This is a genomic window from uncultured Deefgea sp., assembly GCF_947072475.1.
In the GTDB taxonomy this organism is placed as follows: domain Bacteria; phylum Pseudomonadota; class Gammaproteobacteria; order Burkholderiales; family Chitinibacteraceae; genus Deefgea.
On sequence record NZ_CAMTIA010000016.1, the window covers coordinates 1 to 14,426 of the forward strand.

General features: G+C 47.9%; 13 protein-coding genes. 1 reads left to right on the forward strand and 12 read right to left on the reverse strand.

Translation table 11 applies throughout. The annotated features are described in order from the left end of the window. Together Q0V82_RS07465 and Q0V82_RS07470 are read right to left on the reverse strand one after the other, a co-directional pair. On the reverse strand, positions 1-1,218 hold a 1,218-nt coding region (locus Q0V82_RS07465), incomplete at its 3' end, for an iron ABC transporter permease (protein ID WP_297574205.1). Between the two features lie 202 nt (positions 1,219-1,420). After that, positions 1,421-2,416, reverse strand: a complete 996-nt coding sequence (locus Q0V82_RS07470; RefSeq protein WP_297574209.1) for an extracellular solute-binding protein — start codon at positions 2,414-2,416, stop codon at positions 1,421-1,423. 159 nt (positions 2,417-2,575) lie between these two features. Here Q0V82_RS07470 and Q0V82_RS07475 point away from each other — a divergent pair, with 159 nt between their 5' ends. Then, entirely contained in the window at positions 2,576-3,487 is a 912-nt protein-coding gene (locus Q0V82_RS07475) for a recombination-associated protein RdgC (protein ID WP_297574212.1), read from the forward strand. A 319-nt stretch (positions 3,488-3,806) separates the two neighbouring features. Here the strand turns inward: Q0V82_RS07475 and Q0V82_RS07480 are convergent, their stop codons facing one another. The 10 genes from Q0V82_RS07480 to Q0V82_RS07525 all read right to left on the reverse strand — a co-directional run bounded on the left by Q0V82_RS07480 (position 3,807) and on the right by Q0V82_RS07525 (position 14,306). Beyond that, positions 3,807-5,813, reverse strand: coding sequence for an NADPH-dependent 2,4-dienoyl-CoA reductase (locus tag Q0V82_RS07480; protein WP_297574215.1), 2,007 nt, complete (start codon positions 5,811-5,813; stop codon positions 3,807-3,809). A gap of 378 nt (positions 5,814-6,191) precedes the next feature. Further along, on the reverse strand, positions 6,192-7,331 hold the full coding sequence (locus Q0V82_RS07485) for an MFS transporter (RefSeq protein WP_297574218.1): 1,140 nt from the start codon (positions 7,329-7,331) through the stop codon (positions 6,192-6,194). Further along, complete coding sequence (locus Q0V82_RS07490; RefSeq protein ID WP_288842446.1) at positions 7,328-7,678, reverse strand: EscU/YscU/HrcU family type III secretion system export apparatus switch protein; 351 nt, start codon at positions 7,676-7,678, stop codon at positions 7,328-7,330. The genes Q0V82_RS07485 and Q0V82_RS07490 overlap by 4 nt, the downstream gene beginning before the upstream one ends. Further along, positions 7,668-8,705 (reverse strand): flagellar hook-length control protein FliK, encoded by a 1,038-nt coding sequence (locus tag Q0V82_RS07495; RefSeq protein WP_297574221.1) that lies wholly within the window; start codon positions 8,703-8,705, stop codon positions 7,668-7,670. Before Q0V82_RS07495 ends, Q0V82_RS07490 begins: the two co-directional genes overlap by 11 nt. Further along, on the reverse strand, positions 8,705-9,100 hold the full coding sequence (locus tag Q0V82_RS07500; protein ID WP_297574223.1) for a DUF2802 domain-containing protein: 396 nt from the start codon (positions 9,098-9,100) through the stop codon (positions 8,705-8,707). The genes Q0V82_RS07495 and Q0V82_RS07500 overlap by 1 nt, the downstream gene beginning before the upstream one ends. Before the next feature lie 18 nt (positions 9,101-9,118). Next, complete coding sequence (locus Q0V82_RS07505; RefSeq protein WP_297574226.1) at positions 9,119-9,451, reverse strand: hypothetical protein; 333 nt, start codon at positions 9,449-9,451, stop codon at positions 9,119-9,121. Next, entirely contained in the window at positions 9,426-9,884 is a 459-nt protein-coding gene (gene fliS / locus Q0V82_RS07510) for a flagellar export chaperone FliS (RefSeq protein WP_297574228.1), read from the reverse strand. Before fliS ends, Q0V82_RS07505 begins: the two co-directional genes overlap by 26 nt. Positions 9,885-9,916: 32 nt before the next feature. After that, complete coding sequence (gene fliD / locus Q0V82_RS07515; protein WP_297574230.1) at positions 9,917-12,184, reverse strand: flagellar filament capping protein FliD; 2,268 nt, start codon at positions 12,182-12,184, stop codon at positions 9,917-9,919. Positions 12,185-12,217: 33 nt separating this feature from the next. Continuing rightward, a complete protein-coding gene (locus Q0V82_RS07520; protein WP_297574232.1) occupies positions 12,218-12,592 on the reverse strand; it encodes a flagellar protein FlaG in 375 nt (124 codons plus the stop codon). A gap of 88 nt (positions 12,593-12,680) precedes the next feature. Beyond that, positions 12,681-14,306 carry a flagellin gene (locus tag Q0V82_RS07525; RefSeq protein WP_297574234.1) on the reverse strand — a complete coding sequence of 542 codons (1,626 nt, stop codon included), beginning with the start codon at positions 14,304-14,306 and terminating at the stop codon, positions 12,681-12,683. Positions 14,307-14,426: the final 120 nt, after the last annotated feature.

Here is a 14,426-nt window from a genome sequence, read left to right on the forward strand (position 1 = left end):
GACCGAGCCTTTTAAAATCTGAAAAGTGGTAAAACCCAAAGCATGGGCAATGGGTAGCAATTGGTTGTCTAACCACGCAATCGGGATAAACACCCCCACCGCCAGTACCGTGCCCGGCACCGCATAGCCTACCGTGGCGATGCGCACCAAGACTGAGGTGATTTTGGCGGGATAGCGGCGCTGCACATACACCATTAGCAAGGCCAGCACCGTGACAATCAATGCCGCCAGTAAAGAGATGCCGATCGAGCGCAAAATAAACCCCGGATAGCGTGAATCAAAATCCTCACGCCACACTTCAGCACACCAAACTAGCAGTTGCGCCATCGGAATTAAAAACGCCAGCAATAGCACCAAAGTACACACTGCGGTGGCCCAACGACCTTGCGAGCGCGTTAAGATAATGCGTTCACGCGCCACAATCCGGCCATGATAGCGGCGAGCGCCCCGCCCCCAACGCTCAAGCCCGAGCATCAGCAGAACCAACAACACCAGCAAAGACGCCAGTTGCGACGCGGCAGTGAGGTTAAATAATGAAAACCACGATTTATAAATTGCGGTGGTAAAGGTATCAAAATTAAAAATCGACACCGTACCAAAATCAGCCAATGTCTCCATCAGCGCCAAGGTCACCCCAGCAATCAACCACGGGCGCGCCATGGGCAAAGCCACGGCAAAAAACGCCCGAGGCCGAGACATACCCAACATCTGTGCGGCCTCAAGTGCGCGTTTACCTTGAGTTAAAAACGCATTTCTAGCGAGCAAATACACATAGGGATAAAACGCCAGCGACATCACCAAAATCACCCCGCCAGTACTGCGAATGCGCGGAAACCATGCTGACGAGCCCGTCCATTCACGCAATAGCGTTTGCACCGGCCCGGTAAAATCTAACAACCCCACCATGACAAAAGCCAGCACATAGGCTGGCATGGCCAAAGGCAGCATTAAAGCCCAAGCAAAAAACTGTCGCCCGGGGAACTGGCATACGGCGGTAAGCCAAGCCAGCGGTACGCCCAAGAGCAATACCCCTAGCCCCACGCCTACGATTAAGATCAGGGTATTTTTGAGCACCTCGGGCAGCACATATTCAGATAAATGCTGCCAAATTTCAGGCTCGGGATGCAAGAAAGACCCCATCACCACCAAAAGCGGAATCAGGGTCAGCAATGCAATTGGCAACAGCAACACCGCACCGCGTGGAGACATAAAACGCATTAGAAATCCAAAAATATGAAAAAGGCAGCCGATTAACGGCTGCCTATCGATTGTAATCGGACGCAGGCCATATGCCACGATTTGATTACAATAAAATGATAACAAAGTACGGCATCGCCATTTTAGCAAAAAACCTCAAAACACACTCAAACCGACAACAACACGGTGTTTTGCTGCCAAAGGGCGCGCACTGCCGCTGAAATTATTTATACCCAGCACGATCCATCAATTTAACCGCTTGCGACTGCAATTCACCGGCCTTACTCATATTGATTAAGTTTTGCTTAAATGGGCCCCAAGAAGCCACCAATTGATCGGGCTTAACCGCTGGATTAACCGGGAATTCCATGTCTTTATCGGCGTAGATATTTTGCGCTTTTGGCGACGACAACCATTCGATCAACTTCAAAGCACCCGCTTCGTTTTTAGCGTAGCGCGTCACACCAGCGCCAGACACATTGACATGCACGCCTTCGGCTTTTTGATTGGCCCAGAATAATTTAGCGTTAAATTTAGGGTCTTTCGCAACAATTCGGCCGTAATAATAGGTATTGGCAATACCAACACCACACTGACCGGCCGCAATCGCTTCCAGCAATTTAGTGTCGTCAGGGAATACATTGGTCGCTAAATTGGCCACCCAGCCACGAACAATTTGTTCGGTCTTGGCTTCGCCATATTGCGCAATCATCATCGCAACCAAAGATTGGTTGTAGACTTTTTTACTAGTACGTAAGCATAGTTTGCCTTTCCACTTTGGATCGGCCAAGTCTTCATACGTCGACAACTGATCGGCACTGACTAACTCTGGATTGTAAAACATGGTGCGCGCGCGCACTGACAGGCCATACCACTGCCCTTTTTGATCACGCAAATGCGCTGGAATATTGGCATCGAGTACTTTTGAGCTAACAGTTTTAAGTAAGCCCAAATTAGCTGCCTGCCAAAGATTACCGGCATCCACCGTAATCAGCATGTCCGCTGGTGTATTACTGCCTTCGGCTTGTAACCGCGCCATCAGTGGGCCTTCTTTATCGGTCAACACTTTGACTTCAACGCCAGTTTGCTGCGTATACGCATCAAACAAAGGCTTAATCAATTGCTCGTTGCGGGCACTATATACAGTAACCGTTTCCGCCTGAGCAAAGCCCGACATCAAAGACAAGGTCAACACAGAGAATGCGATGCGTTTCATCATGAGTCATTCCAAAATAAAGAAGATAAAGTGCGGCCACTGTAGCACACAATAGCAATCATTCTCAATATCATGTGCCATGCAAACTGACTCTTTCACGCTTAAACTTTGCGTCTGCCGCCAGCAGCGCTACAATCGGCCACCCAGATAAAGGAAAGCCCCATGCTTTGGTTTCGTAATTTACAAATTTATCGCCTGAGTGCTGACCACGCGCTCACCAGCGAATCCATTGGCACCGAGTTGGCCAAACGTCCATTTGTGCCTTGCGGCAATATGGATATGCAAAGTTGCGGCTGGGTTGCACCCGCCCGTCATGCGCCAGAAGAATTCGCCTTCGTACGCCAAGATGCCGTGTTGATTAGCCTCAAAACCGAAGAAAAAGTGCTGCCTGCCGCAGTGATTAAAGACGAGCTCGATCAGCGCGTTTTACACATCGAGCAAGAAGAAAACCGCAAAGTCGGCCGTAAAGAACAGCGCGAAATGAAAGAGCGCATTACCGATGAGCTGTTGCCACGCGCCTTTACCCGCAGCCGCACCAACCGTGCTCTGCTCGATTTAGCCAATGGCTTAGTGATTGTCGATGCCGCGTCTGCCGCCAAAGCTGAATACCTACTCTCAACCTTGCGCGAAACATTGGGCAGCTTGCCTACGCGTTTGATTGATACCGAAATCAGCCCAGCGATGGCGATGACCGATTGGCTAACGAGCGAACCACCCGCAGCTTTTAGCATCGGCCAAGATGCCGAACTTAAAGTGCCGGGCGACGAAGGCTCAATTGCCCGCTTTAAACGCCAAGTGATGGACTGCGAAGAAGTTCGCCAACATTTAGAAGCCGGTAAAATTGCCACGCGTTTGGCCTTAGCTTTTGGTGAACGACTCACGTTTACGCTGACCGAAGCGCTAGAAATCAAATCACTGGCGATGCTTGACGTACTCAAAGACGAAGTCAAAGATATGGACGCCGAAACGCAAGACGCGCTCTTTGAGTCGCAAATGGCACTGTTGATTGGCGAGCTACGCGGGTTTATTCCTGAGTTAGTTAAAGCGCTGGGCGGCGAAACGCAAAAAATCTAAGCCATTTAGTCGCCGACACCACCAAGTCAAAGACTAAAAAGCCAACGCAGAGGCACAGAGACGCGGAGGAAATTCAGGGTTTTTCGATTGATTTTCTCTGTACCTTTGCGTCAAAAGCGACACCAGCAATGAAATTGAAGAAAAAAATGCCGCTCACTTGACTTAAGTGAACGGCATTACCGCTTAAACCGTCGTTTTTACTGGGGTTTAAGTTCTGACTTGGCTTTTCTCTGCGTCTCTGCGTCTCTGCGTCAAAAGATTTTTATTAAGTGAACAGCATGACGCTAACGAGGCTGTTTTTTATACGCCAAACCGATAACTACAAAGTTAGCGCGAGTTTAAAGCCCTGCTCTATCGCCCGCTTAGCATCGAGTTCACCCGCCTCCAGCGCGCCGCCAATCAAATGCACCGACTGCTGCAAAGCTTGCAGCTGAGTGTATAAATCACTGACTGACTCTTGCCCGGCACACATAATGATTTGCTCGACTGGCAAGCATTTTTCAACACCGTCATGACGGACATGCAAACCGGCATCATCGATTTTTAAATATTCAACGCCGCCCCATAAATGCACGCCGCTGCGCTGTAAACCAATGCGATGAATCCAACCGGTGGTGCGGCCCGGCCCAGCGCCAGGTTTTCCTTTACTGCGTTTAAGTAGCCAAACTTCACGTCCGCTTTCGTGTACTTGCGGCGCAACTAAACCACCTTGGTGGCTTAAGGTGGTATCCACCCCCCACTCGGCCAAATACTCCCGCTCGGTATGCATGCCATTAACTAAGAAATCCGCAACATCGACGCCAATACCCCCCGCACCAATTACGGCTATTTTTTGTTTTGGCCGAACTTTGCCGGAGATTAAATCGGGATAACTCACCACACTGGCGTGATCAATCCCTTCGATTTGCGCCACGCGAGGCACCACCCCAGTAGCAACAATCACCTCTGCAAACTTGCCTGCCAATTGCGCAGCGGTGACGCGCTGATTAAGTTGGATTTCAACGTTAAACTTGGCCAACATCACCATAAAGTAGCGCAAGGTTTCGCTAAACTCGGCCTTGGCTGGAATATTTTGTGCCAAGCCAAACTGCCCACCAATCGCCGGCCCAGCTTCAAACAGCGTTACATCATGCCCAGCCTGCGCGGCGGTCAAGGCAGCCATCAATCCAGCCGGCCCAGCGCCAACGACGGCGACGGTTTTCGGCTGTTGGCTGGTCACAATATTGAGTTCGGTCTCATTACACGCCCGTGGATTAACTAAGCACGATGCAGGTTTCCCTTCAAACACATGATCCAGACAAGCTTGATTACAGGCTATGCAGGTATTGATCTCTAGCGCCCGACCCGCTTGGGCTTTAAGCAGATACTCTGGGTCTGCCAACAAAGGCCGTGCCAAGGACACCATATCGGCATCGCCACGCGCCAAAATTTCTTCGGCGATTTCTGGCGTGCTAATACGATTCACCGCAATCAATGGAATGCCCACATGCGGTTTTAGCGCCCGCGTTACCCAGCTATACGCCCCACGCGGTACGGTTGCGGCAATGGTGGGAATTCTAGCCTCATGCCAACCAATCCCAGTATTGAGTAAGGTCACTCCGGCCAATTCGAGCGCCTGGGCCAATTCAATGGCTTCGGCCAACGTGCCGCCTCGCTCGACTAGATCGAGTAAAGAAATGCGGAAAATCACAATTGAATTGGGCCCCAAAGCGGCGCGCACCGCTTTGGCGATTTCAATGGCAAAGCGCTGCCGATTAGCGACACTGCCACCCCAAGCGTCTTGGCGCACATTGCTGCGTTCAACCAAAAATTGATTAATCAAATAGCCTTCAGAGCCCATAATCTCGACGCCATCATAACCGGCGCGCTGCGCTAGACTGGCGGTATTGGCAAAGTCGGCGATGGTTTGTTCGATTTCAGCGGCGCTGAGTTCGCGTGGGGTAAAAGCAGAAATGGGCGAAGCAATCGCCGAAGGTGCGACCGCATCCGCATGATAGCCATAGCGACCAGTATGCAAAATTTGCAGGGCGATCTTGCCGCCGTTGGCATGCACTGCGGTGGTGATTGGAATATGCCGTGCCAGTTGGCTGGCGTCATTGAGCATGGATGAGCCCACATACATACAGCCCGCCGGATTGGGCGAAATACCGCCAGTGACAATCAAGCTCACCCCACCCGCAGCACGTTCAGCATAAAAAGCCGCCAATCGCTCAGGGGCATCGTCGTGCTCTTCTAAACCGGTATGCATCGAGCCCATTAAGGCGCGATTTTTTAGCGTGGTAAAACCAAGATCAAGCGGGGTAAATAAATGCGGGTATAAGGGCACAGCCGTCTCCAAACGATCGTTTGAATGACATTAGCTTAGATCACCCTCGCTAGACTATTAGGGTTAATCACTCAGTCTCGATTAAACGACACTTTTAGCCCCAAGCCCATCCAACAGCGCACACAATAAGCTGACACCATGTGTATTAGCAGCAAAGGAATATCCTGATTAGATGACCATCTCTGCCAGCAAAAAATTGCACTTATCGGCGCTGGTTTGCCAGCGAAAGCGCGGTCAACTGGGGTGATTCACGCCGATATCGGCATTGCTTTCGCGGGCAAGCCCGCTCCTACAGAATGCTGTTGACTTGGCTGCTCATCAGAAAGCGTATTGAGCACTACGATGCAGCACTGTTGTGTGCTGCGCCGTTCATCCCCATCAGCGCCAATCAACTCGTCGGGTGCACCAAGCAATCAATGTGGCCGCCAGCGCAATCACCGCCATGCCCCACGCCAAATTACTGGCATGAGCAATAAAGCCAATCAACGGTGGCCCCATCAGCGCCCCAATCGAGCCCATGGTCGTCACTGCCGCTAACGCCACTGCGCCATGCTTGGCGGCTGCGGCATACACACACGGCGACACCGCCGCCACACCCAAACCGACCAAAGCAAAGCCGATTAAAGCCGGTACCACGCCACCGATCACCAGTGCCATCGCTAAACCAACGCCAGCTAATAAACCACCGCCCGTTAACATCCGCTCAGCGCCCCAGCGGGTACGCCAACCATCGCCCAGCCAACGCGCAATCAGCATGGTGCCGGACACACAGGCAATCCCCAGTGGGGCCAACTGCGCCGAAGCGCCAGCCATTTCTTTTAAATACAAAGCCGACCAATCGGACATCGACCCTTCAACCACCGTGCCGCACAGCGCAATCAAACCCAACCACAATGCGATACCCTTAGGCATCACAAAGCGTTTGCCATTGGACTGCTCGGCATCTTTTATTTGCTCGGGCAACAAGCCTTTACGGGCAAAAGCCACGCCAAGCCACAACAAACCAGCGGCAGAAACAAAATGAACCCATAAAGAATCCGTCAGCAGCGTCAGCCCAGAAGCAAACAACGCCGCCAGCAAACCGCCCAAACTAAATACCGCATGTAAGCGCGACATAATCGCCTGCTTACCCGCTAGCTCAACCTCAACCCCTTGCGAATTCATTGCGACATTTAGGCACGCCACGGCGATGCCTTCCAGCGCCATTACTGCCATGGCCAATGGAAAGGTCGGCGCTAAAGACAAGAAAATCAAAATCAATGGAATCGCCGCCCCGGCCAGTAAGCAGAGTTTTCTTGAACCGAGTTTATGCAGCAAAGTGGCGGTAATTGGAAAAGAAAATACCGCACCCAAACCGCTGGCCAACAATAAAATCCCCACCTCGGCGGCGCTTAAATCCAATTGCATTTTCAGCGTAGGAATGCGCGAAGCCCAAGTACCAAAATTAAAACCTAACACCAGAAATAAAGAAGCCACCGCCAGCTGACTGCGGCGTAAAGAGACAGAAGAAATAATCACAAGGAGTCCGTCGGATCAACAACTAAAGGCGCAGCCTGCGGCTCGCTTAAAGCAGATAAATGACTAAAATCAGGCGCGGTGACGGTATCACCCCGCTCGAGCATATAAATAAACGCCAGCAATTCTGCCACAGCGCGATACAGCTGCGCTGGAATCTGGCTGTCTAAATCAACTTGCATCAATAAAGACACCATTTCTGGAGAATCATGCACAAAGATACCGGCCTCTTTGGCTTTTTCGATAATGCGTTCGGCCAATAAACCTTGCCCTTTAGCCACCACGCGCGGCGCACTACTACCCTCGCGATACGCCAGCGCCACCGCGCGTGATAAGGGTTTATGGCTCATTGCTAACCTGATATTGCACCACATTAAGTCCGGCAGCCGCAAAGCGCTCGAGCAAACTGGCTTGCTGTTGCTTAAGCAAATCAGCGGTATCGGCGTTTAGCGCATTAAAGCGCAAAGAAAACTGCCCGTGTTGCAAGCTAGCAACAACACCCAACTCACCGAGCTTAGGCAAAGCTAAATCCAGTTTGGTCTGCCATTGCTGCTGCGCAGGGTTGTGCTCGCTATGCGCCTCGCCCTCGTTTTTTAACTCTAACTCCCAACGCAAAGGCTGATCGGGCCACGCCGCTCCTTGCCAAATCAAAGGCCGCTGCTCAAGTAAATCGACTTGCTGGCGAACCAATTGCCGCATCGCTTGCTCGGGCGGTAAATCCTCATTTTTTTTATTCAATAACAAGGCATCCGCCGCCATGGCCGTGGTTTGACGCGCTAAAGGCAGATCACCCTTTGGCGTTTGTTCGGCACCAAGATTAAATTGCGCTTGAGGCTCTTTCAGCAAGGTTTGTAAAGGGCGCTGTCCGCTCACCCATTCGGCTTGATGCGATTCATAAAACAAACCACTTTCTGCTAAACGCCCAGCCAATTGGCCCGCCAATTGCGCCGAATTGGGCGAGCCAACAAACAAAGGCTGCGCCTGTTGCAATACCGCCGTTTTGCCATCCGTTGGCGCGTTTAATACGGCGCTAAGCATCGCTGCGCCTTGACTTAATGCCACATTGGGCGGCGGTGCTAATGTCGGTTTGGCTTCAGGCTGAGCCAGACTAAAGGTGAGCGTTGGCGTTTTGGCCAACACCGTTAAATCCAGTGTTTCACCCGGTTGGGTATTACGGGGTAGGTTGAGATCGAGCAACTGATCTTTAATCAGTACCGCAAAACGGCCATTGGGCAACAGATTGGTGACTGTTGCTTGAACTTTCTCGCCAACAGTAAGGCGAATATCATCAGGGGAGAGTTTGACCGCTTCTAAAACACCTTGCTGACCGCGCAAATATTGCGTTAGCAAAGTGCTGGCCATATTGCCCGGCAGCATTAGTTGCGTTCCGCGCTACGATAAATCGCCACAATCAAATCAGCTTCGCCACGAGAAATACCACAAGCCGCCGCCACTTCCGGCGCATCGGCCCCGGTCTGCGCTAAACGAATCGCGTGGGCGTAAGGGGACTCTGGATCTTGCTGAATAAGTGATGACAAATTATCTTGCGATGTATTTGCATCAGTAGGGATTGATGCGGCAACCGCCGCCAATCGAATTTTAATTAACTCAAGGTCTTGTTTTAAAGCTAAAATTTCTGAATTTTGCTGTTGAATCAAAAATTGAGCATTACTTTTTTTTTGTTTAAAAAAGAAGTAGAGTAGCTCGCCAATATAAAACAAAACAACGATCAAACTAGCATAAAACAATTGAGGCCACGTAATTACCAACATAATGCCGCCCTTGTTAAATCATTCACCGAAATAAGCTTTATTTACTTTATTAAGATTACTAGCACCATGTAAAAACCCAGCCAAAAATGCTTTTCGCTCAACAAATACCGCATCCAGTAATATTAAATTTTGATTCAACTTTGCCAATAGATCAAGCCAATCATTTTTCAGGCTTTGTGGTATCAAATTAATATCTAGCTGAGGGCTGCGCTGATATAAATCATGCAACTGCTGTTGAAGCTGTAAAGTTTTATCCCAATCCTCTTGTTCCGCAGCAAGCAACGCATCGCTCGACAGTTGATATAATAGTTGAGTGCGGATTAAATCATGCTTTTCCATAGCTTGCTGCATCTCTAAGCGCCTCATTATTTTCTGTCGTAGCAAGTGCCTCTGAATTCAATTGATTAGGTCCAATCGACTGCCAAGCTTCTTTTAACTGCGTCAACAGCGCTACGACATGACTCAATGCATCAACGTCATTATTTATATTTGCGTTTAACAATTGAAAGCTTAAATATTCATACAGTCGATCTAAATTTTCAACCAATTCACCACCTTGCTCATGATCTAGCGCCAAGCGTAAACCGTCATCAATAATTGCAATTGCTTTTGAAATTGCTGCGCCTTTTTCTGCTATCTTGCCTTGCTCCATTTGAAAACGAGCCGTAACAACCGACTTAATTGCCCCTTCGTAAAGCATTACAATCAATTGATGTGGACTAGCGCTTTCTACCACTAAATCTATACTGGCTTGGCCATACGCTGAGATGGCTTTTTTCATCATGCTCATTCTTTTTACCTCATACCACTACTGTTTTACCTCGGCAAATTTGCCAATTGCGAAGTCAAACTATTACTAATATTTTTCATATTGGAAATGGCGATATCCATCGCCGTAAACTGCTGACGATACAATTTTTCAGTCATTTCATATTGTCGATTCAGGCGAATACGTTGCTCAGTAATCCCCTCGACTGATTTATTCACGCCAGTAACACGACTTGCAATTGCACCTTGATTCGATAGCATCGCGTCCAGTGCTTTATCTAAATTAAATGCAAAGCCACGACTAAAACTAATTGATCCAAAATCACCCGCCGTACTCGAGCTCGCACTCACTACCATGCCACTGGCCTTACCTGTACCAGTTAATAGCTGACCATCGCCAGTAGCCGCTTCACCACCAATGGTACCCACTACATCACTACCAGAAGCCATGCCAGCTATATTAATACCCAATGTCGCCAACGAAGATGTGCCTACGCTGCTAATTTGCACATTTGATTTAGAACCATAGCTTGAAGATAAAATCTCAAAGCTACTGGTTTTCTCGTTAAAGTTAACAATCACTGATTTGCCTGACTTTACTAAACTGGCGTCACCATTGATTTTAGACTGAAGTTCTGCGGCTAAATCAGCAGGATTAGCATATGCACCCTGCTTAAGTTTGATACTTGAACTAGACACATCATCAATGGCCACCATGATCGAGTCGTTGTTTGCGTCAATGGTTAAAGGCTGAGTTGTATTGGCAATATTTAATGACATTGAGCTAGTTGTGCCAGCACGTACATGCTTGATATCAAATAATTTTGTTGATGAGTTATAGTCCACACTCACAGTATCGCCTGTTGTGAATAAATTTGTATCGGCCGTAATTTTGGATTTAATTTGATCGGCTAATTGCTGTGAGGTGTAATTGCCAGTATCAATCGAAATATTCGATGAAGCGCCGGCCAAACTAATTGACGCGGATTGATTGGCGCCATCGATCTTCATGAAGGGTAAAGCAGTGCCTGAAAATTTAGCTTGCGTAGCTGGCGATGTAATTGATATCGGATATTTGCCTGCAACGGTTTGATTGGTTGAGGAAATATATTTTATATTCGGGTCGCTGGATATGCCATTGACGGTAAATAAATTCGCAACGGCGCCTGGATTAGATGTAATGGCTTGCTGAAGCTTGGTTTCATTTAAAGTCATTGCGCCGGCTTTATCTAAACTAATCCCAACTTCAGATAAAGATTGAAAAAAACTCCCCGACCCTAAAGGCCGATTCAATACTGCACGTAACTCTTGCTGTACTGAACGAATTGCTGTTTCTCCATTCAGAATACCAGCCTTACCCGTTTTGGGGTCATAACTGGATAAATCAGTGAGTGATTTATTGAGCTCATTAAATGCTTTAACAAAACTTTGCACTGAAGTTTTAATGCCACTTGCATCATTACCAATCGTGATTGTTGTCGGCGTAGTTGTGACTTTCAACAAATTAAGCGTAACACCTTGAATCGCATCATTAATTGTATTTGAAGGCTTAGATACACTAATCCCATCAATTTTTAGTTTGGCGTCTTTTGCGGTTTGCGTTTCAAGTAAATTTCGTGTGCCCGTTGGATCATAGCTAAGTGCCGACAAACCATTGGTGTCTGTTTGATTGCCGTCAGTATCCTCAACCACCAATCGCATTGAATTGGCAGCACCCGAGTCTTTACTGGTCAATACCAAACGATTTCCAGAGCCATCATTTAAAATACTAGCCGTTACCCCAGCATTGGCTGCATTAACGGCATCGCGTACACCGGCAAGCGAATTGTTCGAAGCTGTAATATCAATAGTAATCGAGGCTTTTGCTGAATTAACTGTAAACGTATCATCTGCATTTGATGGCGTATCTTTTGAATCTACAGTACCAAATTGCAATGTAATTTTACCGGTACCAACCGGCGAATTAACCGATGTAAATACACTCGTTGTTAACTTTTGGTTCTGAGCTAATTGACTCACTTCAAGGGTTGAAGTGCCTGCCTGAGCAATTGAACTCGAGCTGGCAGTACCAATGGTTGCATCGCCAATTGAGACATTGGTGCTTTTAAATTTATTAACATCGGACAAGCCACGAACCGCAGTCTGAAATGTTGACATGGCACCTTTTAAAGTGCCCAGTGCTGTAATTTTAGCTTGAAATGTTAATTCTTTTTTATCCAAGACTTGCAGCGGCATTTTTTCAGCGGTCATTAATTGGCTAATTAAACCATTAATATCAATGCCTGAGCCAGATCCCGACGAAGTAATTGATGCCATGGCAATCCCCTTTTAGACCAATAACCACCGTTGTTATGCTTTTTCTTTTACTAAAAGCCCTTGAAAACGATCAATAGCTTGTGCAATAGATATTGCCTCTTCTGTTGGAATTTGTCGAATGACTTCTTTAGTATCTAAATCGACAAGTTTAACCACAGGTACTTTTGATTCTTCATCAACCGAGAATTGCAAACCATTGGCTAGTCCCTGAACCATCTTATTGAGTTTCTCAACCGATTGATTCAACAACTGAGGATCAGATGGCGATGCAGCTCCGACAGTAGTCGATGTTGCAGAGTTTGGCGTTGCGGTTTGCTGAGTGGATTGAACAACCGCAGTATCTGTGCCTGCCACTTTCATCGCCGGTACGATCAAGGACTGAGCGGCTAAATTGGATTGAATTTGCATGATCATCACTCCTGTAGAAATGCCCCAGCAATTAAATAATCACTGGGGCTACACAATTTATATTCCATTGTGCCAATCTAATTACCTATTAACCCCTTAGCAAGCTAAGCACTTGATTTGGCAGTGCATTCGCTTGACCCAACATCGCAGTACCCGCTTGTTGCAATACTTGTGCTCGAGTTAAAGCGGCGGTCTCAGAAGCAAAATCCGCATCTCGAATTCGACTACGTGCCGCACTCATATTCTCTGATGTAGTCGATAGGTTATTAATCGTTGCTTGGAAGCGGCTTTGCAAGGCACCGAATTTAGCGCGTTGGTCATTTACCGCAGCCAAAGCATCATCAACCACACGAAGCGCTTGAACTGAGTTTTCAACACTAGAAATATCGAGTTTTTCAACCGTTTTTAATGTTGAGGCATATGCCTGACCAGAAGCCAGTGCCACAGTTGATGAGCTACCACCTAGCGCTAAAGTACCTGAACTAAACGTAGCACCACTGGTTGATACTGAGTAAGAGCTAGATGAGTTGAGTGTAATTTGACCGCCAAAAGTAACATTGCCGGAGCCTGCAGCTGAAGAAGAAACACCTGCTGCTGCGCCACTAGAAACGAACTGAGTAGTCCCACTCGAAGCGGCATTGTCACGGTTATAAACTTTAACGCCGCCACCAAAACCACTGGCATTACCTGCTGAATTCATTGAAATATTAGAGCCATCATCAGCGACCAGTTTCAATGCATATACTGTTGTTTTTGATGAATCTTGATACGTAGCCAGCTGAGCAGTCACACCCGTTTTCGATGATTTGGCATTAAATGCCGCAACAGCTTGAGCGTAATCTTCTGCTTCTACTGAGCCATCCGAGTCGGAATCCGTCACGTTAAATGAAATCGCTTCAAAAGTACTGCTTTTCGATGCGACGGTTAAGCTATACGAGCCAGAGCCAAGACCTAAATTTACCTCAGTCCGCGCTGTTGCGGTCACGCCAGTACCTGCATCATTAATTTTTTTGGCAATATCGCTTGCCATATCAGTGCCGGATACGGTAATTGAGCTGCCATTAATATTAAAGGTTCCTCCCGTTGCCACTGCTACTCCAGCAACATTAACCGATCCCGTTGCACCAGCGCTAACCGTTGTCGAACCACTCACGCTATTGGTCGTGGTTAACGTTCCAGTACCATTACCAACACCCATCTGGTAAGTACCATATTGGTTGGTGCGCAAATTTGCAGTATTCGCGGTGATAGTTTGATTGGCATTGGCCCCCACTTGGAAAGTCGATGCCGAGAAACTACCGTCAAACAATTTTTGACCGTTAAACTCTGTCGAAGTTGAAAAACGATCCAACTCAGAAACCAGCTGCGAAACCTCAGCATTCAGTGCAGCACGATCTGAATTTGAGTTCGTTGCATTACCAGACTGAACCGCCAACTCGCGAACGCGTTGCAAAATATTACCCATTTGCGATAGCGCGCCCTCACCCGTTTGGGCGAGTGAAACACCATCATTGGCATTGCGTTTCGCTTGATCCATACCGCGAATTTGCGATGTGAAACGCTCTGAAATCGCCAAACCGGCTGCATCGTCTTTTGCACTATTAATGCGTAAACCCGAAGAAAGACGCTCCAAAGAGGTATTCAGGCTTGATGACGACTTTGCTAAGTTATTCTGGGCCGTTAGCGAAGGTACGTTGGTATTAATGACTTGCATGATAAATCTCCTTGCGCGCCTAACTTGTTTTATTACTACCTAATTAGTTTCGGGTCAGCTTCAAAAGCCCCCTTGCTCTAGTTATCGGTCAAGCAATGCATAACTTTAGTCAAAAATTCA